25 protein-coding genes and 1 pseudogene are annotated in these 21,660 nt (G+C 35.4%); 18 read left to right on the top strand and 8 right to left on the bottom strand.

All coding sequences use genetic code 11. The features are described 5' to 3' along the window. Positions 1-67 precede the first annotated feature (67 nt). Both B5V89_RS05800 and B5V89_RS05795 read left to right on the top strand, forming a co-directional pair. Positions 68-1,411: a CoA-disulfide reductase gene (locus tag B5V89_RS05800; RefSeq protein ID WP_108070896.1), complete on the top strand. Its 1,344-nt coding sequence runs from the start codon at positions 68-70 to the stop codon at positions 1,409-1,411. A gap of 93 nt (positions 1,412-1,504) precedes the next feature. Beyond that, positions 1,505-1,939 carry a ferritin-like domain-containing protein gene (locus B5V89_RS05795; protein ID WP_066231728.1) on the top strand — a complete coding sequence of 145 codons (435 nt, stop codon included), beginning with the start codon at positions 1,505-1,507 and terminating at the stop codon, positions 1,937-1,939. A gap of 318 nt (positions 1,940-2,257) precedes the next feature. Here the strand turns inward: B5V89_RS05795 and B5V89_RS05790 are convergent, their stop codons facing one another. Next, complete coding sequence (locus tag B5V89_RS05790; RefSeq protein ID WP_066231731.1) at positions 2,258-2,593, bottom strand: type II toxin-antitoxin system PemK/MazF family toxin; 336 nt, start codon at positions 2,591-2,593, stop codon at positions 2,258-2,260. After that, positions 2,586-2,783 (bottom strand): DUF2281 domain-containing protein, encoded by a 198-nt coding sequence (locus B5V89_RS05785; protein WP_107920934.1) that lies wholly within the window; start codon positions 2,781-2,783, stop codon positions 2,586-2,588. The genes B5V89_RS05790 and B5V89_RS05785 overlap by 8 nt, the downstream gene beginning before the upstream one ends. 301 nt (positions 2,784-3,084) lie before the next feature. Between B5V89_RS05785 and B5V89_RS05780 the strand changes: the two genes are divergently transcribed. Together B5V89_RS05780 and B5V89_RS05775 are read left to right on the top strand one after the other, a co-directional pair. Continuing rightward, on the top strand, positions 3,085-3,465 hold the full coding sequence (locus tag B5V89_RS05780) for a hypothetical protein (RefSeq protein ID WP_108070894.1): 381 nt from the start codon (positions 3,085-3,087) through the stop codon (positions 3,463-3,465). A gap of 74 nt (positions 3,466-3,539) precedes the next feature. Then, positions 3,540-4,259, top strand: coding sequence for a nucleotidyltransferase domain-containing protein (locus B5V89_RS05775; protein WP_108070892.1), 720 nt, complete (start codon positions 3,540-3,542; stop codon positions 4,257-4,259). Positions 4,260-4,579: 320 nt separating this feature from the next. Here the strand turns inward: B5V89_RS05775 and B5V89_RS05770 are convergent, their stop codons facing one another. The 4 genes from B5V89_RS05770 to B5V89_RS05755 form a co-directional block, all read right to left on the bottom strand. Next, on the bottom strand, positions 4,580-5,047 hold the full coding sequence (locus B5V89_RS05770; RefSeq protein ID WP_108070890.1) for a GNAT family N-acetyltransferase: 468 nt from the start codon (positions 5,045-5,047) through the stop codon (positions 4,580-4,582). Positions 5,048-5,133: 86 nt separating this feature from the next. Then, positions 5,134-5,550, bottom strand: coding sequence for a hypothetical protein (locus B5V89_RS05765; RefSeq protein WP_107920191.1), 417 nt, complete (start codon positions 5,548-5,550; stop codon positions 5,134-5,136). A gap of 443 nt (positions 5,551-5,993) precedes the next feature. Beyond that, positions 5,994-6,494, bottom strand: a complete 501-nt coding sequence (locus B5V89_RS05760) for a GNAT family N-acetyltransferase (protein ID WP_108070888.1) — start codon at positions 6,492-6,494, stop codon at positions 5,994-5,996. 90 nt (positions 6,495-6,584) lie between these two features. Continuing rightward, positions 6,585-7,247 carry a TetR/AcrR family transcriptional regulator gene (locus tag B5V89_RS05755; RefSeq protein WP_181294613.1) on the bottom strand — a complete coding sequence of 221 codons (663 nt, stop codon included), beginning with the start codon at positions 7,245-7,247 and terminating at the stop codon, positions 6,585-6,587. A gap of 219 nt (positions 7,248-7,466) precedes the next feature. Between B5V89_RS05755 and B5V89_RS05750 the strand changes: the two genes are divergently transcribed. The 4 genes from B5V89_RS05750 (at position 7,467) to B5V89_RS19955 (ending at position 9,675) form a co-directional block, all read left to right on the top strand. Then, positions 7,467-8,114 carry a nitroreductase family protein gene (locus tag B5V89_RS05750; RefSeq protein WP_108070884.1) on the top strand — a complete coding sequence of 216 codons (648 nt, stop codon included), beginning with the start codon at positions 7,467-7,469 and terminating at the stop codon, positions 8,112-8,114. A gap of 32 nt (positions 8,115-8,146) precedes the next feature. After that, positions 8,147-8,443: a putative quinol monooxygenase gene (locus B5V89_RS05745; RefSeq protein WP_066231745.1), complete on the top strand. Its 297-nt coding sequence runs from the start codon at positions 8,147-8,149 to the stop codon at positions 8,441-8,443. A gap of 289 nt (positions 8,444-8,732) precedes the next feature. After that, complete coding sequence (gene csaA, locus B5V89_RS05740) at positions 8,733-9,065, top strand: chaperone CsaA (protein ID WP_108070881.1); 333 nt, start codon at positions 8,733-8,735, stop codon at positions 9,063-9,065. Between the two features lie 418 nt (positions 9,066-9,483). Then, positions 9,484-9,675 carry a hypothetical protein gene (locus B5V89_RS19955; protein ID WP_142406513.1) on the top strand — a complete coding sequence of 64 codons (192 nt, stop codon included), beginning with the start codon at positions 9,484-9,486 and terminating at the stop codon, positions 9,673-9,675. 190 nt (positions 9,676-9,865) lie between these two features. Here B5V89_RS19955 and B5V89_RS20700 read toward each other — a convergent pair whose 3' ends face one another. Together B5V89_RS20700 and B5V89_RS20695 are read right to left on the bottom strand one after the other, a co-directional pair. After that, a complete protein-coding gene (locus B5V89_RS20700) occupies positions 9,866-10,654 on the bottom strand; it encodes a methyl-accepting chemotaxis protein (protein WP_425319820.1) in 789 nt (262 codons plus the stop codon). After that, positions 10,637-10,918 (bottom strand): annotated as a pseudogene (locus tag B5V89_RS20695) (protoglobin domain-containing protein); the annotation flags it as partial. The gene B5V89_RS20700 and the pseudogene B5V89_RS20695, both read right to left, overlap by 18 nt. Before the next feature lie 523 nt (positions 10,919-11,441). Between B5V89_RS20695 and B5V89_RS05725 the strand changes: the two are divergent. The 10 genes from B5V89_RS05725 to B5V89_RS05675 all read left to right on the top strand — a co-directional run bounded on the left by B5V89_RS05725 (position 11,442) and on the right by B5V89_RS05675 (position 21,653). Further along, positions 11,442-11,894, top strand: coding sequence for a MarR family winged helix-turn-helix transcriptional regulator (locus B5V89_RS05725; RefSeq protein ID WP_108070875.1), 453 nt, complete (start codon positions 11,442-11,444; stop codon positions 11,892-11,894). Between the two features lie 24 nt (positions 11,895-11,918). Further along, positions 11,919-12,437 (top strand): spermidine/spermine N(1)-acetyltransferase, encoded by a 519-nt coding sequence (gene paiA / locus B5V89_RS05720; protein WP_066231759.1) that lies wholly within the window; start codon positions 11,919-11,921, stop codon positions 12,435-12,437. Positions 12,438-12,448: 11 nt separating this feature from the next. Next, complete coding sequence (locus tag B5V89_RS05715) at positions 12,449-13,078, top strand: FMN-binding negative transcriptional regulator (RefSeq protein ID WP_108070873.1); 630 nt, start codon at positions 12,449-12,451, stop codon at positions 13,076-13,078. Positions 13,079-13,128: 50 nt separating this feature from the next. After that, positions 13,129-13,695, top strand: coding sequence for a DUF4256 domain-containing protein (locus B5V89_RS05710; RefSeq protein WP_108070871.1), 567 nt, complete (start codon positions 13,129-13,131; stop codon positions 13,693-13,695). A gap of 444 nt (positions 13,696-14,139) precedes the next feature. Then, positions 14,140-15,645, top strand: coding sequence for an NADH dehydrogenase subunit 5 (locus B5V89_RS05705; protein WP_108070869.1), 1,506 nt, complete (start codon positions 14,140-14,142; stop codon positions 15,643-15,645). A gap of 14 nt (positions 15,646-15,659) precedes the next feature. Next, the gene (locus B5V89_RS05700) at positions 15,660-18,284 is read left to right on the top strand and encodes a DUF2309 domain-containing protein (protein WP_108070867.1); all 2,625 of its coding nucleotides are present in this window, start codon (positions 15,660-15,662) and stop codon (positions 18,282-18,284) included. A 60-nt stretch (positions 18,285-18,344) separates the two neighbouring features. After that, complete coding sequence (locus tag B5V89_RS05695) at positions 18,345-18,869, top strand: carbonic anhydrase (RefSeq protein ID WP_108070865.1); 525 nt, start codon at positions 18,345-18,347, stop codon at positions 18,867-18,869. 284 nt (positions 18,870-19,153) lie between these two features. Beyond that, complete coding sequence (locus B5V89_RS05685) at positions 19,154-19,522, top strand: Na-translocating system protein MpsC family protein (RefSeq protein WP_108070861.1); 369 nt, start codon at positions 19,154-19,156, stop codon at positions 19,520-19,522. A gap of 286 nt (positions 19,523-19,808) precedes the next feature. Beyond that, complete coding sequence (locus B5V89_RS05680) at positions 19,809-20,018, top strand: hypothetical protein (protein ID WP_066231776.1); 210 nt, start codon at positions 19,809-19,811, stop codon at positions 20,016-20,018. A gap of 804 nt (positions 20,019-20,822) precedes the next feature. Next, a complete protein-coding gene (locus tag B5V89_RS05675) occupies positions 20,823-21,653 on the top strand; it encodes a VanW family protein (protein ID WP_066231947.1) in 831 nt (276 codons plus the stop codon). The last annotated feature ends 7 nt before the right edge of the window (positions 21,654-21,660 follow it).

The following is a 21,660-nucleotide window of genomic DNA, read 5'->3' as shown; positions in this document are numbered from 1 at the left end:
CTATCCTTTTGATACAGGACTTCAGTCAATTTTTTCAACAAAGAGAGGTATACGAGGAGGTGAAAAAATGAAGTATGTGATTATCGGCGGGGATGCAGCAGGGATGAGTGCAGCGATGCAAATTGTTCGTAATGCGGAGGATGCGGAGATTGTTACCCTTGAGAAAGGGGGAATTTATTCATATGGGCAATGTGGACTTCCATATGTGATAAGTGGAACCGTTTCTTCAACAGATGAGGTCATCGCGCGAAGTGTAGAGACCTTCCGACAAAAATATGGGATTGATGCACATTTATATTGTGAAGTGAAAAGCATCGATTCAGGCGAAAAAAAGGTGTATGGCGTTCATACGAAAACAGGTGAAGCATTCTGTCAATCCTATGATAAATTGTTGATTGCTACTGGAGCGAGTCCAAACTTACCGGAGTGGGAAGGGGTCGAACTTGAACATGTTCATGTATTAAAGACTATTCCGGACACACACCGTATTTTAGATAGTCTCAAAGAAGAAATAAACGATGTAACAATTGTAGGTGGAGGCTATATTGGTCTTGAGATGGCTGAAAACTTTCACAAACTAGGGAAACATGTTCGAATTATCCAACGAGGGAAACAGCTTGCATCAATTTTTGACGAGGATATGGCAGTACATATTCATAAAGAAGCACAGGATAAGGGAATTGAAGTCATTTTAGAGGAAGATGTGAAGAGAATAGTTGGGGAAACAACGGTAGAAGCGATTGTAACAGACAAGCGGCGCTATGAGACAGATTTAGTGTTAATTTCAATAGGAGTGCATCCGAATACAACTTTTTTGAAAGGGACGGATATCCGTTTAAGGAAAAACGGGGCCATTGAAGTGAACCGTTATATGGAAACGAACGTGAAAGACATTTATGCTGCAGGGGATTGCGCTGTTCAATACCATCGTATTAAAAAGCAAGACGATTACATTCCTCTTGGCACAACAGCCAACAAACAAGGGCGGATTGCTGGTTTAAATATGGCTGGTAATGGAGTAGCTTTCGGAGGAATTGTCGGTTCATCCATTATTAAGTTCATGGATCTAACACTCGGAAAAACAGGATTGTCTGAAAAAGAAGCTAGCGTTCTTCAGTTTCCATTTCAAACAATTTCACTAGAAGTGAAAAATCACGCTGATTATTACCCAGGGGCAAGCCCGCTCTCTATCAAATTGATTTATCGAAAGGATAATGATCTACTTCTCGGTGGGCAAATTATCGGGAAAAATGGTGTTGACAAGCGTATTGACGTTTTGGCAACCGCACTATTCAATAAAATGTCCATTACCGAGCTTACAGATTTAGATCTCAGTTATGCACCTCCATATAACAGTCCGTGGGATCCGATTCAACAAGTGGCGCGTAGACATTCAAGAAATTCCATGTAAATAGAACTAACATCTGAAACTCCGAATGAATGTTTAACTTTATTTTAAAAAGGGTAAATGATAGATAATACATAATGAAAGGACGACTGACTGATGGAAAAAGAAATGAAAGAACTTATTGACGGATTAAATGAAGATTTGAGTGGAGAATATTCAGCTGCCATTCAATATACTTATTATGCTTCTGCGGTACAAGGTCTTTACTATCAAATTCTAAAACCTATGTTTGAAAAAGAAATTCCTGATGAGCAGGGCCATGCTCTTTACCTATCAGAAAAAATTATTAATCTTGGCGGTCAGCCAACAACTAAACCGGCAGAAGTAAAACCGGTAAAGGATGCTAAGGAAATGCTTGAAGAGGCGCGTAAAGCAGAGGAACAAACAATTGCCCGCTATAAAGTACGTCGTGAACAAGCTGACAAATTAGGATTAATCGAATTAGTCGTTAAACTGGAAGATATTATTTCCGATGAAACTAGACATATGGAAGAAATGCAACGATTACTGAATGATCCACGTTTTTCCTAATCGGATACAGTCAGAAGTGTACATATATAAATGAAAATTAAAGTCCCTTAAGCCTTCTTTTATAGCGGGCCTTTTTGTTTTGTTTATGATGTATTGATGCTAAAGCTTTCGGGTCATAAATACACCTGATACATTTATCTGATCGATAATTAGTAGGTAAGCATGAAAAAATACCAAGTTATGTATAACAACTTGGTATTTTTAGCTTACTTATATGAGATAAGCGCCAGTTACTTTAAGTGAAGTTCTTCTGAAAAGTAAAATTTGAAAGCTCTTTACATACTAAAAAGGCCTGTTTGGCAGCCTTCTTTTCAAAAATTATTTTAATAACTCGTTTATTTTTGTCCGAACGCCTTTCAAAACCTCAGAGTTCACTTGTCCAAACCTTTTTCTGACAATATCTTTTGAAAGTGTGTAAACTTTATCAGCACGAATTGCTGAGGTAACTTTAAGTTCACCCTCATTTAAATCTTTTGAGTTTATTACTATTGAATAATCAAGATCCTTTAATTGTGAAGTAATTCCAACGACAACTATATCTTCAGTTATTTTGTTGTAATTATCATTTGAAATAACTAGTACAGGTCGCTGCTTCCTGTTTGTTAAATCACTAAATGGAACAGGAACTAAAACAATATCTCCCTGTTTATACATTATTCCAAACCTCGTCATCAATATCATTATTCCAAAAATCAAGACTACTTTCACTTGCCTTTGTTAAATCTTCAGATAAGAATTTTTCTTTTTTCGCTTTTAAGAATTCTGCAAAATCCAAAATTTCATTTATCTCTTGTTCAGGTATTTCATCTATAATTTTAAGCAATCGCTCTTTAGCTGTATTCATGTTGACATTCACCTCTTCCATGAATAGTTTATTTTATTATACCACTTGAAATTTCATGAAACTACATAATCCGTTAGTTCTATACTGTTTACCGAAGAAAAAAAGAGAATGTATTGCAAGCTGAATAACCCCTCTATTACATATGGTTAGTCTCTAAAAAATTCTCTCCCTACTAACCATTTCAACATGTATGGTTATTGGGATGACTGGTTATTTACAGTATTTCCAATTAGCACAAGATTTTAAAAAAAGGAATAATGGAACAATCAAGCGAAGTAAAATAAAGAATGGGGGGATTTGTATGATTAAAAAATTCTTAGTTATCATTCTTTTCTTTTCTTTATTTTTAACGGCTTGTTCAAAAATAAAAGTGATGAATTTTGTTGGTAGGAGCGGCAATTGGGATATAAATTATAGAGTAACGGTGCTAGATGAAGATAGCGAATCTACTAATATAACAATAAAATATATTGGAAAAGACCCTATTCCTAAAAAAAATTCATATAGTATTGAAACTGCCTCGGGGAAATCAAGCGGTAACGAGCCACTAACTGAGAGTGGTGTATTAAGTGGTAGTGGACATTCTTGTGATGGCTGTTCAGTTGTTCAAGAAAATGAAGATATAAACGCTATCATCACATGGGATGGAAAGTCTGAAACGTTTAAGTTGAAAAATAAGTAGTCTTTAAGAATATAAATTTTAAATATTTCAGTAAAGATACTCTTCCAGAAATAAATCAAATAGAGGTGGGAACAATGGGTGATTTAATTAAGTTAAGCCCAATCGAAGCAGCACAACAGTTTATCCGTAAGCATTTTCCAAATTGTCAAGGAGCGTTATTAGCTGGGAGTGTAGTTCGAGGTGAAGCTACAGAAACATCTGACCTTGATATTGTTATTTTCGACAAAAGCGTTATTTCATCTTATAGAGAGTCATTAATGGATTTTGGTTGGGCGATAGAGGTCTTTGTACATAATTTAACCTCTTATAAGCACTTTTTTAAAAATGATTATGAAAGAGCGAGACCTTCGATGCCAAGAATGATTTCAGAGGGAAGGGTCTTAAAAGACGATGGAATCATAGATTCTATCAAAAAAGAGGCTAAAGAAATCGTTGAAAAAGGTCCAGCGGAATGGTCAGTAGAAACGATAAATGCAAAGCGTTATTTTATTTCGGACGCACTGGACGATTTTATAGGTTCTTCTATTCGAGCGGAAGATATATTTATAGCAAATACACTTGCAGAATTGGTAAGCGAATTTGTATTGAGAACGAACCGTAAATGGATTGGTGCATCCAAGTGGGTAGTTCGTTCATTAAAACAATATGACGAAGAATTCGCAAAGCAATTTGTAGAGGCATTTGATATTTTTTACAAGACTGGTGACAAAAATCAAGTAATACAATTAGTTGAGAATATTTTGCAACCTTTTGGAGGAAAGTTATTTCACGGTTTTTCGTTGGGGAAGAAGTAGGTATCTTCTAACAGGAGGGGATTTAAAATTGCTGATCCAGATGGGTATTTTCTAAGAATTACTTCTGAATGATATTGTGGATTTTAAACGGCTGAATAAGCAGGATGCTTTTTCCAAAAAACCCCCGACCAAAATCAAACGGATGTAAAATGGATAACATTATCTGATTTAAAGATATTGTCTTATTTACGAATATAAAAGAACAAATATTTACTTATGCTAAATGAAAAAATAATATTGAGTTAATTGAAGAACACACTTTAGAAAGATATGAAATGAATTAGCATCTTTTTTAAATAATGCATTTACTTTATTCTCAACTACAAATAAAAACTCATTATAATTAATTCACCTTTTTTACCCATTATTCTAACTCCTTCATCTTTATAACCACATTTTTTATACAATGTTTGGGCCGAGATATTTTTCGCATTCACGGCTAATATTATTTCATTGATATGTGGAAATTGTGTACGAACAAATTGGGGTAATAGAAAAAGGGATTGTTTAGCATACCCGTTCCCCTGATGACGAAAATCAGTGGAGAACGTTCTCAACAGAATCGCCTTTCTATTTTCTGAATAAGGTTTTACGCCTTCATTTTTATGAAGTACAAAAAATGTTACAAGTTCATTATTTTCAATAGCCAAAATGGGATGTCGGTCTATATCTGAATTTGATAGTTCTACAGCTTTGGAAGGGGTTCCTGTAAACTGGAGCTGTTCTTTGGATAAAGAATAGTTCTCTAATTTTTCCTTAAATTGTTTTTCATATTCTATTAAAAACATAATTTCCTCCACAGTACGTTTTCAAATTTAATTAGATTATAGAACATTCGTTCTTGTATTACAAGAAAAATTAATAGCCTCCGTCTTTAAACCTTCTTCTTATAATGATTACTACTTAGAATTTCAGATACAAACGTAACGAATACAACAAATGATAAAACCAAAATAATCCAAATAAGCATTTCAGCTTTAAAGATAGCATAGAAAATGATAAATAATATTTCTAAAAAAATTACCGTATATTGAATAATTTTGAATGATATTGCATTACTTTTCAGTTTTATTTCTTGATTTCTTTCATCTAATTCTTCAATTTTATCTTGTATTGTCAATTGTTTTGAAATACTTCTACGAATACTAGAAACAGAAATCAAAAAAATAAGTATCGCTAAAATGGAAAATTTTAAATCATATCCTTTTATTAATAAAGAGATTAAAGCTATTAATACAAAAAAAATACCTATTATCCCTGTAAAAAATTTCTGTTTATTGTAGATTTTCAAAGCGTCTATCCTCCAAATCTTTACTAGGTAAGGCTTGATTTCTACTATTATACCAGTTTTTAGCATAACTTTTAGTAGCAATTCAATTGTAAGAAGATACAAGAACTTCAAAAACAACTCCTGGAACTAATGTATTTAAAATATTCGTCTATTTTGATGTCTTCCTCGATTTTAAGATTTCGCCTAATTAATGTTGCTTCGAGTAATAATGGTGCAGTAGAAAATATTCTAAAGGATCTTCTTAAACTAGATGAAGTTAGTCATCCATCTGATAAAAGTAAGTTTAAAGAATATGAAAAGTATGCTAAAGAGGCAATGAATTATCAATGTATCCATCTTCCTCAAAACTTCCTTTCTACTTTTCTCAATTCCTTTCACAAATAATAGAGGAAGATAAAAAGAATAGCTCAATACCGTGTTTAAACAAACCAACCTTAATAATGTTACTTTAGTATTTTTCGGTTTAAAATATCTTCTAACAAAGACCAGGCTTCATGACAGCTTGGTTCGGTGAGTAAAGGTTCAAACCTGTAGTTTAAGTACATATTGATTGCTTGGTAACTTGTCGTTTGCGATGTAAGATAGCATTTTGAATGATTATTGGCCAAAATATTCATAACAGCACTAAGTAATGGTTTTGAAAGTTTCTTCCCTTGATATTCTGGAACAATACCTACCCAATGAATTCTGCCGGATACTTCTCCATCTCCATTCTCAATAAAAACACATCTTCGTGACATTTCGTCCAAATGTGGCCCGAATTCTTTGTTAAAGTGTTCTAGTGCAGCTTGTTCGTTTTTAAATTCATCTACACTTGTTTCAACACGAGTCCAATTATGTTCGTCCCCTTTTTCAAATAACCTTATTCGAAATCCGGCTGGAAGCGAATATTGAGGGATATCTAACAAATCTTTCCTCACCATTTTAACTGGAATTCTTTTCATAAAAATCATCTCCCTATCGTGATTAATCTTCTTGTTTAAATATTTTTAACTGATTTTCCTTCAATTGGGATCTGAAATATAAGACTATTTTTAAATCGCTGCTAGTTTTTTCAGTACACAATCCACCATTGCATTGATATCCTCATTTTCTGTGCTTTGCAAGTATTCAGGCTTAAAGATCTGGGTTTTCTTCGCCACATAATAATCGAATAGGGCCTGTTTCAAGGGCAATCCCTCTTCCGTTAAAAATGAAGTATTAACAAATCTCTCCAGAACAATTTCATCTTGAATAATTAGGATTGAGGCATTCAATTCATTAAAAACTTCTTCTTTCATACCATTTTGATAAAAGGTGTGAATAATAGAAGATTGTTCTTTTCTTGATTGCATCTTTTTTTCATAAAGATGGGGACAGCTTCTTTTTAAATCATTCAAATAAATATCTGACATGTATGCAGCTGAAAAAACTGCTTGTTCAAACACTTTTTGAAAACGAAGCGAATATGACAATTCTTCGTTGGAAATGGTCTGACCAAATTCATTTATATAATTAATACAGAGATTAGTTAGCTCCATAATGATGTCTTCTTTTGAAGAAAAATAGTTATACAAGGAAGCTCGGCTCAAATTCATTAAATCGGCAATATCTTGAATGGTAAGAGAAAGGAATCCTTGAGTACGAATGACATGGATCAACTTTTTTACATAGGCTTTTCTCAACCTCTGTCTTTCATCAGGTGCAATTTTTCTCAAAAGTACCACTCCTTTTATCCTGAAATTATATCATATCCAGTAAGGTAAATTAATTTATGGGTATTCCAATTCTTTTCAGTTTACAACAAAAGAAAAGAGGAGTATGGTATACAAAGTAAACACTTTAGACATTTTAAATTATTTTTGTCTAAAATGTATAAGTATTTGTTTTTCAAACATTTAAGTAAAAATTTAAGATAATAAGGAGAGAATATAAGAATGGCTACTAAGACTACAGCACCAGTAACAAATGATTTTTATAAAATCGTAACAGAACGCCGTTCAATAAAAAGTTACGATAAAAATGTAAAAATTAGCCGCGAAGAGATGGAGGAAATCCTTACATTAGCAACACTTGCTCCTTCTTCGGTTAATATGCAGCCATGGCGCTTTCTTGTGATTGAAAGCCCTGAAGCAAAAGCAAAACTTGCTCCACTGGCCCGTTTTAATCAAACCCAGGTTGAAACATCATCAGCAGTTATTGCTGTTTTTGGTGATTTAAATAATTTTGAGAAATTCGAAGAAATCTACGGTGCAGCTGTAGATAAAGGATTGATGCCTTTAGAAGTAAAAGAACAAATTCATGCATCTTTTTCAGGTTATTATGAAACTGCTTCACGCGAAGAAATGAAAGATGTTGCTTTGGTTGATGGCGGTCTTGTCTCTATGCAATTAATGCTAGCTGCCCGTGCTTATGGCTATGATACAAATCCAATGGGAGGATATGAAAAAGATCAAATAGCCGAAGCTTTTGGTTTAGATAAAGAACGTTATATTCCAGTGATGTTGATCTCCATTGGTAAAGCAGCAGATAACGGACATCCATCTGTACGCCTCCCAATTGACCAAGTCGCACAATGGAAGTAATGAAATATAAACAAGAAAGGACCTGAGGTTCAATGATTATCGTCCATGCTACATTCCAAATAAACCCAGCAAAGGAGAATCTATTTCTAGAGGAAATCCAGCCGCTTATTGCCGCTTCAAGAGAAGAGAACGGAAATATTTCTTATGGCCTTCAAAAAGATGTAGAAAATGAACATGTATTTTTGATGATAGAAATTTGGCAGGATATGCAAGCTGTTGCCAGCCATAACTCAAGCGATCACTTCACTAAGTTCGTAGCAAAAGCAAAAGACTTCTTGACTGCACCGTTAGACATTAAGGCATATGAAGGGCAGCAGCTAAAATTATAGACATGTACTCTAATATATAATGAAAAATAGAAAGAGAGTGTCCCAAAGAAAAGTTTTTAGGACTCTCTCTTTTTTGTTTATAAATAGAAATGATTGAGGAATTTCAACAATGATGGTTTGTTAGTTGTGAAGGAATATCTCCAAAAAATATAGAAATCTTAATAATGGATAAAAAGGATATTAAACTTGGTAAAGAAATTTTCTATGATAAGCTTAATATCCTTTTATAGTATTAATTATGGTAATATTATGGAAACATAGGTAAAACTTTAAAGGTGGTAAGAACAATATGGTAACAATCGAAGACTTTTTAAAACTAGATATGCGAGTTGGCACGGTCATAAGTGCAGCACCTTTTCCTGAAGCAAGAAAACCGGCGATAAAATTAGAGATTGACTTTGGGGAAGAGATTGGAATAAAACATTCTTCTGCTCAAATTACTCGAAGATATAGTCCTGAGCAACTTTGTGGACGTCAAGTCGTAGGTGTAGTAAATTTTCCGCCAATGCGTGTTGCTGGGTTTAAATCCGAGGTATTGGTAGTAGGCGGGATTCCTGAAGAAGGGGATGTCGTTCTGTTAAAACCTGATGAACCTGTTAGGAATGGAACACGTATCTCATAATTCTTTGTGCTAGGTGTTAATCTAAGAAGGATTAACACTTTTTTATTTGTTTAGGAAACTGCCAAGATCCGATTCCAAAGTCCATCTTGGTCTACAAAGCGAGCGAATGAAGCCCAAGATCCAAAACTGAGATCCATCTTGGTCGACAAAGCGAGTGAATGGAGCCCAAGAACCAAATCCAAAGTCCATCTTGGTAGACAAAGCGAGCGAATGAAGCCCAAGATCCAAAACTTAGATCCATCTTGGTAGACAAAGCGAGTGAATGAAGCCCAAGAACCAAATCCAAAGTCCATCTTGGTAGACAAAGCGAGCAAATGAAGCCCAAGAACCAAATCCAAAGTCCATCTTGGTAGACAAAGCGAGTGAATGAAGCCCAAGAACCAAATCCAAAGTCCATCTTGGTAGACAAAGCGAGCGAATGGAGCCCAAGATCCAAAACTTAGATCCATCTTGGTCGACAAAGCGAGCGAATGAAGCCCAAGAACCAAATCCAAAATCCATCTTGGTCGTCCCAAAAATTGAAACCATTCTTGAATCGAGTGTGTTGTCAGCTTTTTATTTGGAAATAGTAAACAATATTCCTTTATTCTACGTAATACTGCCGTTGTAATATTTTCTTTGTATCCGCATTTAGGGCATAAGATAAAATATTTTTCATAATGGTCAATAAATTCTTTAATCCACTATCAACAGTTAGCGGAAGAACACAAAAGAAAAAACATTCCTTTGAATGCCTTTTCTAATCGATCTTTTCTTTCGTAGCAATATCCTGTACAAATCCACAACAATAGAAAAATTCATTAATATCCTTGCATCGTTCCATTTAGATCATCTGCTAAATTTGCTACTTTTGCACCGGCTTCACCAATTTCCTTTAATATATCTATAAATTTAATCATTTCTTGGTTATTCCGTTCATTTTGTTCCTTGCTAGTCATACTTGCGGTTTGAATTTCGTCAAAGCTTTCCACAGTATCCTGGACATTTTGGTTAGCTAATACGGTTTTAGAATTGACATCATTTATTTGCTCCACCACGTCTTTGATTTGTTTTGTTGTGGAGACAACCAATTCTGTAATATTACTTGAAGAGTCCTTTGTTTGCTCAGCTAGCTTCCTTACCTCAGCTGCCACAACCGAAAATCCCTTTCCGTGTTCTCCTGCTCTTGCGGCTTCAATGGCAGCATTCAGCGCCAATAGATTTGTTTGTTCTGCGATGGAGGTAATTACGGCGACGATGTCTCCAATTTCCTTTGAGTTTGCCTCTAGTGAGCGGATACTAGTTCGAATCTCGTTAACACTTTCCTTTAAGGACTCTGTCTGTTCAATGACTTGGTCTAACTGTTTTCTACCTGTTACCGAAGTCTCTGATGTGATGATTGAAGATTGGAGTCCCTCGTTTAGGTGTGTCTTTATACTTTCAGAACGAACAACGACATCCGCAACCGATGCCCCAACTTCTTCTGACATGGCAGCTAATTCTTCTGTAATGGTACCAATCGTTTCCTTAATGTTTTGTTTTGCTTCAATTTCTTTTTTGGCCGCATCCTCATTTTGTAGCTCTTGTAAAGCTGAAAGGCAAAGCTGCAGTTCTAAATTAAATATTTTACTAGTAACTTTAGTAGCAAGTGCAAAACTTTCTCTATCATCCTTAAACTCTTCTGTTAAGAGATCTGTTATATTGTTTGTAAATGCTTGGTTGGTACAAAGATACCACCGTACTTCAACACCAGTCATTAAATAATATTTACTTAGTTGATATCTTCTCTCTACATATGCATCATCAATAATCCCATCAAAAAAATCAACTACATATTGTTGACTTCCCGATAAATCAATGCCTATTGGAACCATATTTACTACACTTTGAATTCCTGCAAAAGGGTTGTGATACATTGGATTATAGATTCTTTCAATATTATCGCGTATAAGAGGTTGTAATGCCTTTGCAACTGCAAGGTCATCTAAAGTGAGATCAATGAGGGACAACTGCTGTGTTAAACTACTATATTTATGGACATCAATCCTTACATTCGACTTTAGTCTATTCGCTTCCTCTTTTAAATATCCTGGTCTTTCTTTTTTGGCGAACAATTTCATAAAAAACTCTCCTTTATAAAAATACATGAACAAATGATTATTTATATTATCGGTAATTAAAATTATTTTTAAATAGTAATTAGAAATGATAAGGATAAAATATGCTTTCTAAATTAAATTTCGGAGGGAAAATCAAGTTAAGAAAATTATCGTAAGAAAGAAATGTTCCCTTATACAATTACCTATTAAAAAAATGTTGTAAATGCAACAAAAATAAGTTAAATTTAATGTACAGTTTTATTGCATTTGCAACAAAATATGTAGTAAGGAGTTAATTATGAAGGAAGTTCTTCGAGAAATTGGAATGATAGCCAGGGCATTAGATTCAATAAGTAATATAGAATTTAAAGAATATGACCTTACTAAGGGTCAGTATTTGTACCTTGTGCGAATATATGAAAACCCGGGAATCATTCAAGAAAAGGTAGCTGAGATGATAAAAGTAGATCGAACAACAGCAGCCCGAGCTATAAAAAAACTAGAAATGAATGGCTTTATTGAAAAGAAAGAAGATAACCATAACAAAAAAATTAAAAAACTCTTCCCGACAGAAAAAGGGGAAAAAATTTATCCTTTTATTAAAAGAGAAAATGATTATTCCAAAACTGTTGCTTTAGAGGGATTTTCCGAAAAAGAAGTAGATACTATTTTCAATCTTCTACAAAGAGTGAGAAAGAATATCGAAAAAGACTGGGAATTTGTAAAAAAGGGAAACAAGAGAAATTATTGAATATATAAAGGAGCGACCTATTAAATGAGTATAAATATAAAAAAGTGCAGCCTTGAAGATTCACGCAAACTTCAAGAAATTAGTTATGAAACATTTGATGATACATTTAAGCATCAGAATACACCTGAAAATATGAAAGCCTATTTGGAAAAGGCATTTAACTTAACACAGTTAGAAAAAGAATTAGCCAATATTTCCTCGCAATTCTTTTTTGTTTATTTTAATGATGAACTTGCTGGATATTTAAAGGTCAACACGAATGATGCTCAGTCGGAAGAAATGGGTGAAGATTCACTTGAAATCGAGAGGATTTACATAAAGAAGAGTTTTCAAAAACATGGACTAGGCAAAGTTCTTCTAAATAAAGCTTTGGAAATAGCGCTGGAAGGTAATAAGAAAAAAGTCTGGCTAGGCGTATGGGAAAAAAATGAAAATGCTATTGCCTTTTATAAGAAAATGGGATTTGTTCAAACTGGTGCCCACTCTTTTTATATGGGTGATGAAGAACAAACGGACTTTATAATGACTAAAACTCTCGTATAAGGGGGATGATTATGTACATTCCAAAATATTTTAAGATCACAGATGTTGATGAAATTTGGGATTTTGTGCAAAAAAACTCTTTTGGCACGATTGTCACAACAGAAAAAGGAAAACCAATTGCTACTCATTTGCCATTACAGTTAATTAAAGAAGGAGATACTTTCTATATAACAGGGCACTTAGCCTATGGGAACCCACAATGGAGAACATTTGAAACCTGTGAGGATGTTTTGGTTATATTTCAAGGACCACACGCTTATATCTCTTCCTCTTGGTATGAAGATGATAATGTCCCAACATGGAATTATCAAGCGGTCCATGTATATGGCTCGTCCCGCATTTTGGACGAAAAAGAGTTAAAGCAGGACCTGACAATGTTGCTGGAAAAATACGAAAAACACCGTGAAAATCCTGTTTTATGGGATAAACCTTCTCCTAAACTATTAGAAAATCAACTAAAAGGTATTGTTGGTTTTAAGATTAAAGTGAAAGAAATTCAGGCTGCATATAAATTAAGTCAGAATCGAAATGAAACGGATTATAATAATATTATTGATAAATTACAAAATGAAGTTAATCCGAATTCGAAACAAGTGGCGGAACTGATGGAAAAAAGTATTAAAAAATCACGTATGCAATAGTTAAAGATTCTTTAGGTGTTAAGAAAAAACAATAAAGGGGAAAAACGAATATGACAAAGACAAATAAGGAATTATCACTAGAAAAACGTGAAGAATTACTCAACGTATTGAAAGCCCGTTTTGAGAAAAACATGAACCGCCATAGCGGGATCGAATGGTCCAGCGTCCAAGAAAAGCTGGAAGCTAATCCTAAAAAACTATGGTCGCTTAATGAAATGGAAAGCACTGGCGGCGAACCGGATGTTGTTGGTAATGATAAAGAGACGGATGAATACATTTTTTATGACTGTTCAGCGGAAAGTCCTAAAGGCCGCAGAAGTGTTTGCTATGACCGTGAAGCACTTGAGTCAAGGAAAAAACATAAACCGGAAAATAACGCGATTGATATGGCTGCAGACATGGGCATTGAGCTTTTAACGGAAGAACAATACCGGGAGTTACAGACACTTGGAAATTTCGATTTGAAAACATCGAGCTGGGTGCAAACACCTGCTAATATTCGAAAACTCGGAGGAGCTATCTTCTCTGACCGCCGCTATGATACGGTCTTTGTGTACCACAATGGAGCGGATTCCTACTATGCTGCAAGAGGGTTCCGTGGCTCGCTACGTGTCTAAAGTAGTCTTTTTTGTTGACATTTTTTAATATTTGAGATAGCATACAATATGCTAAATAATCGATAGATTTTTATTTCTCCTTTTTTAAATAATTATGCCTTTAGCATTCTGTTAATATACTATATTGATTGAATGAAAAAGGAACATACTATAAAAAAGGAAGAGTAACGTAAATCGATTTATTATAATATACGATCTTTTGTTTAGAAGGAATATAAAATTAAATTATAAAATAAAATGACATATAAAAGGTAGCTCTTTAAAAAACTTTGCTAAAAGTTAGTTGAAGTGAAGCCGACAATTTTCATGATTCAATGATTTAAAATCATCATTGAATGATTGAAGTTGTCGGCTTTTTTTATTGAAAAATAACATTTATTCAAAATCCCCTTAATTTAAAGGATTTTTTGACCGTAATGCTATTCGAAAAAGGGAGTATTTTAAATGCTGAGTTTGTCGTCATTATTAACATTATTTTTTATTATGTTAATCGCTTCCGGGTTAAGTGGACTGTTGTTCTTACATCCACGAATCCCCTTGAGTTTTGTTCGTATTCATTTTTGTATCGTGGCTTTACCGCCTTTGGTTTCCTTATTGGCTCTTGTTACGCGTGTAAATGGAAATGTTGGTCCTTTTCACTTGGATACTTTAGCTTGGTTAATGGTTTTCTTTGTTCTTGCAATTGGGTTAATCGTCCAGCGTTTTTCTATACGTTATTTAATGGGTGATCGTTCTTATCGCAAATATTTTACACTTTTTACTTTCACTACAGCAGCTGCGGCAATTACATGGTTAAGTGCTGATCTCCGCTTGATGGTCCTATCTTGGGGAGCAACCCTCACCGGATTAATCTTACTTATAAGGTTAAACAGTGGATGGAAAGTAGCTAGTGAAGCGTCCAAAGTTTCTGCTCGCTTATTTACACTGGGGTGGTTTTCGTTATTATGCGCGGTAATTTGGCTTTTTCAAGCTACAGGTCAATGGCAGTTATCATTAGCTCTAACAAATGATAATTTAGCTCAACTTGGCGAATGGGAGAGAACAGGGATTGATTTATTGATTGTATTAGCTGTAATCATTCCAGCTGCCCAATGGCCTTTCCAAAGATGGCTAATTGAGTCTGTTGTTGCCCCTACTCCAGTTTCTGCGATTATGCACGCAGGTTTAGTAAATGCAGGTGGGATAATGTTAACTCGATTTTCACCTCTTTTTAATAGTGATATAGCTTCGATTGTTTTACTTATTCTTGCAAGTATTTCTGTATTGATTGGGTCTGGCATTAGTTTAGTTCAGGTTGACTATAAACGTCAGTTAGTAGGTTCAACTATTGCACAAATGGGATTTATGCTCATTCAGTGTGCATTAGGTGCGTACATAGCGGCCATTATTCATCTTATTTTACATGGCTTGTTCAAAGCGACGCTGTTTTTACAGGCTGGATCGGCAGTACATCGTTTCGAAGTATCAAGTCGTGTTAATGAAAGGTCAACTTATTTATGGATTATGGCAGGTCGAATTTTAAGCTTAGTTATAGGGGTTGCTTTTTGGCTCATGGCTCCTAGAGAGGGGTATCAATTGATTAGTGCGTTCATCTTGGCATGGTCATTGTCCGTTTCTTGGAAACAACTCGTGGCTTTAGGAGAAGGGAGAATTGGTCGTATTGCAGGCTTATCATTTTTAGGAGGAGCTGCCATCGTTTATTTTATCATTCACAGCCTTTTCTATAAGTGGTTAAATACAACCGTTTTTCAAGGGGCGCAACCGCCAATGGCACTTGTCATCATTGTCTTATGTTTCTTATTAATTGGCAGTGCTATAAGTATGTTGATTGCCCGTAATCGTTCTTCTGTTTCCTTCGTAGTACTCTACCTTTGGTTAGTACGATTAGGTGAAGCAAAACCAAAGTCAGTAGAGAGTCATCCAAACTATCTTAAACAATATTTATCATAAGGAGGTTATCAGTGATGAGCGGAACTTCCGTATTAACAAAAGAAAATTTAAAAAGAAATAATACAAAGGTCGATTTTCAAGAAAATGATATTAACGTTTTAATTGAATCTGCAAGTCAAGTGATTGCGCCACTTTGGCCAATTTCTACATTTGCAGCACGTAATCCGTGGATGGGATTTGAAAAGAAGTCTTTTGACCAAGTTGCAGGTTGGTTAAAAGATACTCGTGATGTTGATATATACCCTAGTGCTTCGATGATCCATTCCGCAAAGAGGAAAGGTGAGATTGATGAAGCATTTGTAAAAATGGGTTTACAGCGTTGGCTTGATACACATTCCTTCAATATCCCACGTGACGTGGCAGAACGATTTTGTCTTGCTTCACTAAAATTAGATCCGTTACCTTCTAACCTATTAACATCGCTTAAACTGAAGAAGTTGGCAGATGAATTTAGTGGACTAAATATGGATCGCATCGGCAATTATTCTATGCAACCAATAAGTTCTCGATTAAAGAATCAAGATGGGGAAAGGGTAGTCGATATTCTCGATTATCATGTCATCAAGTGGTGTAAATTATATCTTGATGATTCTCAGGCAGGCTGGACAATGCCAAATCGTGAGCAAGGCTTCTATCGTGCTTGGCAAAGTCTTATTCAATATGATCCGGCACTTAGTAAAAAGCAACGTAAAAGTTTAAAAAGTTGGTCACAAGAGCCACATATGGCTTTAAAAGAAGTGTTATTCGCATTAAAAATCCCTGAATCGGAAATCCAAGCATATCTTGAAGGTCATTTACTTTCCTTACCTGGATGGGCAGGGATGATGCTTTGGCGTTCCCAACAATCGGGACAAGGTCATGCACTCCTAACTGAATATTTAGCAGTTCGACTTTCCTTGGAGTGGGCTCTTGTACAGCCGTCCTTACCTATTTCCGGTCAACGATCTGAGAAGGAAGTTTCGATAACTTCCCTTTTGGCAGCTTGGATTCATTGGGGGGACTTTACAATCGAGGAATGGTCACAATTGTCAGCGGCCGAACAAACCGAATACTTATCATTTGCCTATAGATTTGATGAGAAGCTTCGCAGGAAACTTTGGTTAGAGGCTTGGGAACAAACACACGCAAATCAATTAAGTCAGAAACTTATCGCCAAACAACCTAAGACTAAAGATAAACAATCTGTATTAGCTCAATTAGCATTCTGCATTGATGTACGATCAGAACCTTTTCGTCGTCAACTTGAAAAAGAAGGTCCGTTTGAAACGATTGGAATTGCTGGTTTCTTTGGCGTACCCATTGCAACTAGTGAACTGGGGAGTAATCACAGTCATCCTTCTTTGCCGGTTATGCAAAAGCCTCAAAACAGAATAAAAGAGATTGCTGATAAAAATGAGCTCAATTCCTATCAGCAGCGGAGACAGGCAGCGAATTCCTTAAGCTATACATTTAAAGCGATGAAACAGAATATACTTGCTAACCTTTTTTTACCTGAGATTAGTGGACCTTGGCTTAGTCTCCAAATGGTAGCACGTAGCTTTGTACCAAGAAAAGCAGATCGTTTTATTCATAACCTTCGTGAGACTTGGCTACGAAAACCGAATACAAAGCTCGCGCTTAATCATGTTCATAGCACAAAAGCGGAGATACCTGTTGGTTTTTCTGAAGAAGAAAAAGTAAATTATGCCCGCCAAGCTCTAAAAATGATGGGCCTAACAAAGAATTTCGCACCATTAGTCGTATTATGCGGACATGGTAGTCAAAGTACAAACAACCCTTATGCCTCTGCTCTGGACTGTGGTGCCTGTGGTGGCGCTGCAGGTGGATTCAATGCAAGGGTTTTAGCTTCTTTATGTAACCTTCCAGAGGTAAGACAAGAGTTATCTTCCTCAGGAATTGAAATCCCTCAGGACACCGTTTTCATCGCCGCTGAGCATAATACAACGGTAGATGAATTGCACTGGATTTATGTCCCTGAACTTTCCGATGCTGCACAAGAAGCATTTGATTGTATCGAAGCGATTATGCCTAAAGTGAGCCATAATGCAAATGCAGAGCGTCTAGCCCAATTACCGAATTTTCAATCGAAACATAAAAATCCGAAGGCTGAGGCACACCGATTTGCAGAGGATTGGAGTGAGATACGTCCGGAATGGGGGTTGGCACGTAATGCCGATTTTATAATCGGCCAACGTGAATTAACGCAGGATTGTGACTTGGAAGGAAGATCCTTCCTTCATAATTATGATTGGAGGCAGGATGAAAGTGGTGAACTCCTCGCCAATATTATTGCAGGACCTGGAACGGTGACCGAATGGATAAATCTACAATATTACGCTTCAACGGTAGCACCTCATTATTATGGTAGTGGAAATAAAGCAACACAAACCGTTACATCAGGTATAGGTGTTATGCAGGGGAATGCCAGTGACTTGTTAGCAGGACTACCTTGGCAATCCGTCATGCAGTCAGATCACGAAGCTTATCATTCTCCTCTTCGATTACTGATTGTCATCCAAGCACCGAATGAATATGTCAAAAGATTATTAAATAATGATTCAGCATTTAGAGAAAAAGTTCAAAATGAATGGGTTCGACTTGCTAGTGTTGATCCAGAAGGACGTTGGGAAAACTGGTAATCGTTTGATAATACTTGCCTCTTAATCAAAAAATTATAAACATAAAGGGAAGTGTACTAAATGAATCTAGTTAAAAATCAAAAAGCATTAGTTTTAACGAACATTGAAAATGGCTTGGAGACTATTTTACAAGAAGTGACTAATATTCGAACAGAAAACATGCTGACTTTACAATGCTATGGTCCTGTAATCTCAAATCCTTATGGAGATATAATGAGGTCTATTATCATTGCTATCTATCAGGAAAATGTTGAAGAAATTTTCGTTGTAGGAAAACAAGATAAAGAGAATACCTCAGTTAAGGTACTTACTCAAATTGATTCAATGAAAGATAAAATACAAACATTAGATTATCTTTTTCAATATAACAAGCCCGAATTTTCGGGTGTTTCAGTCAAAGAATGGTTATATGGGAAGGAAAATGAAAATGCTAGTGACAATATCAAAAAGTGCGTTAATATCATTCAACATCATCCATTAGTACCATCACATGTTAAAGTCCAAGGTATAATAGTTAGCAATGAGGATGGCAAACCTATAATTGGTGAGATTCCTACTAATATAACAGTGTCAAGTCTTACATGATCGTCAAAATAATTAGGCTCTTTTCTAAAGGATTGTTGCTTCCAAATATTAATCCACAGAGTGGATTGGAGCGGAAGGCACTTGACTCCTGCGGGATCAGCTGGACAGATGAGACCCCGCAAGAGCGAAGCGATGAGGAGGCTCATCGCCAGCCCCGCGGAAAGCAAGTGCCTGTAGCGGAAAGGAACGGACCATTCCAAAAAACAACAAACTTTACGAAAACAGCCTTTAAAAAAACATATGAGAATATACTAACTTTTCATTCTATAGGAGATGTATAATTAATGAAAATATCTAAAGGAGCTTATGAATCTGAGATTAGTAAAGCAATTACTCAATGGGAAAAGGACTATCTTGGGCGTGGGTCTTTAACCGTTAAAACAGATATATTACGGGACATGATCATTGTGAACTTACAAGGTATTTTAACACAAGCCGAATATGCTGTTTGTGAAACAAAAGAGGGATTGTTAACTATAAAGAAAACTCGTTCAGAATTAGTTGAATCAGGTATAGAAGATCTTAAGAAGATTATATTAACTAAAACCGGGGAAAAAGTAAAAAGTTTTCATACTGATATAAGCTCTCGTACAGGTGAACGAGTGATGGTATTCAAATTATATAATGATCTCGAGAAAATTCTTTTTACATAATGAAATAAAGGGACGTCATCTTTTAGAATTGATGATCAAAAAGGTATTGGATTTTAATCCAATACCAGACGTTCCAAAATAATGTGGTGGTAGGAGGAAATCCAGCTATAATTATTAAAAAAATAGAAGTTTAAGGGACAGTCCTTTTAAAAGAAATATTTTTTCGATCTTAAGGGAACTCTTTCAAATATAAATCAGTCCGTGTTAAAATTAAGAATTAGAGTAATAATTGAACGGATGCCAAAAAAAGCCTCCGCCAAGCACTAAAAAATGGAGGTGTAAGAGATTGAATAAACGATGGACAATCGGCGAAATTAAAAAATTTGTTGAGAACAATTCGGAAAGTAAGTTACTATCGACTGAATATCACGGTTTTTCTCAAAAGTTACTGTTTAAATGTTCATGTGGCAGCAATTTTGAAAAAACATTTACGAAGTTTAAGAAAAATAACCAACGTAAATGTGACGTGTGCCAACCGCCAAAAGCGTCACGCTAAGCAAAGTACCAATTTCTGTTAACTGGAAATTGGTTTTTTAATTGACGATAAAACAAAACATTCCGTTTGTGGATCAAAGAAAAAAGTTTGTGCCGCATAGAAAACGATTAGTGGATCATAGAATCTCATTTGTGGATCATAGGCTTCTTCTCGAACGAGGGATTTACGGTTTGTGGATCATAGAATCCTATTTGTGACGCATAAAAATCGGTTTGTGGATCATAGAATCTCATTTGTGGATCATAAGGTTCTTTTCAAACGGGGGATTTTCCGTTTGTGGATCAAAGAAAAAAGTTTGTGCCGCATAGAAAACGATTAGTGGATCATAGAATCTCATTTGTGGATTATAGGCTTCTTCTCGAACGAGGGATTTGCTGTTTGTGGATCATAAAAAATAATTAGTGCCGCATAGAAAATGATTTGTGGATCATACAATGTCATTTGTGGATCATAGAGTTCTTTTCAAACGGAGGGTTTGCGGTTAGTGGTTCATAAAAAATGATTTGCGCCGCATAAAATTCAATTTGTGGACCATAGTCTTCTTTTCAAACGACAAATTTACAGTTTGGGGACCCAAGCATTTCTAAACTAACGAAGTCAATTGTTAATTAAGGACAATTGACTTTTTACTTACAGATAGAAGAAGGAAATCACTCAATTTTATAGAATTGTAATAATTTAGAATGAATATCAATCATTTTCTAATTATACGAATGCGGAATTCATTGAGGAATACGATAACACGTTTGATGGGGATAAACTTATTTATCGATTTGAAAATAGGAGTTTGTAGGGGTGTGGGAAATGGAGTCACTAAAGCCGATACATAGGAGTCCGATTCGAATTTATTTTGGAAAAAAGTACTATCGATTCAGGAGGTATTTGGATTGGTACTTCGGACGCAAGAAATTTTCGTTAAAAAAAGGGGATACTCCATTACAACATGTTATTTTTACCCACCAAACTGTCCTTATGCGAGAATTAAAAGATGTAAAGATGTGGTTGCAGCATAATAAAGTGAAGAATCTTCGGCTTGCAACGGAGAAACTAAATAAGGTGGTCATTAAACCTGGTGAAACCTTTTCTTATTGGCGATTGCTTGGTAATACAACGAGAAGAAAAGGATATGTAGACGGAATGATTTTACATTATGGAAAAGTTCAAACAGGGGTAGGCGGAGGGGTGTGCCAGTTATCGAATTTGATTTATTGGATGACACTTCATTCTCCGTTAACAGTTACGGAACGATACCGTCATAGTTATGATGTTTTTCCGGATTCAAAACGTAGCCAGCCGTTTGGGAGTGGGGCGACTTGTGCATATAACTATCTTGATCTACAGATTAAAAATGAAACAACTCATTCCTATCAATTAGTTGTATACTTAACTGATACTCATTTAGTTGGGGAATGGAGATCAAACGCTCCTCCGATTCATTCCTATGAAGTATACGAGCAGGATCATATGATTAGACAGGAATATTGGGGAGGGTATGTCCGACACAACCGAATTCATCGGAAAAAGTTTAATCTAAATAAGCAGCAAATCGATGATGAATTTGTTACGGAGAACCATGCAATAATGATGTATGAACCGTTGCTGGCGGAGCCTTCATTTAGTGAAATGAATAATTGAAAAGAGG

This window comes from Heyndrickxia sporothermodurans, assembly GCF_003055045.1.
In the GTDB taxonomy this organism is placed as follows: Bacteria; Bacillota; Bacilli; order Bacillales; family Bacillaceae_C; genus Heyndrickxia; species Heyndrickxia sporothermodurans.
This window is presented reverse-complemented; position numbering and strand designations above follow the sequence as displayed.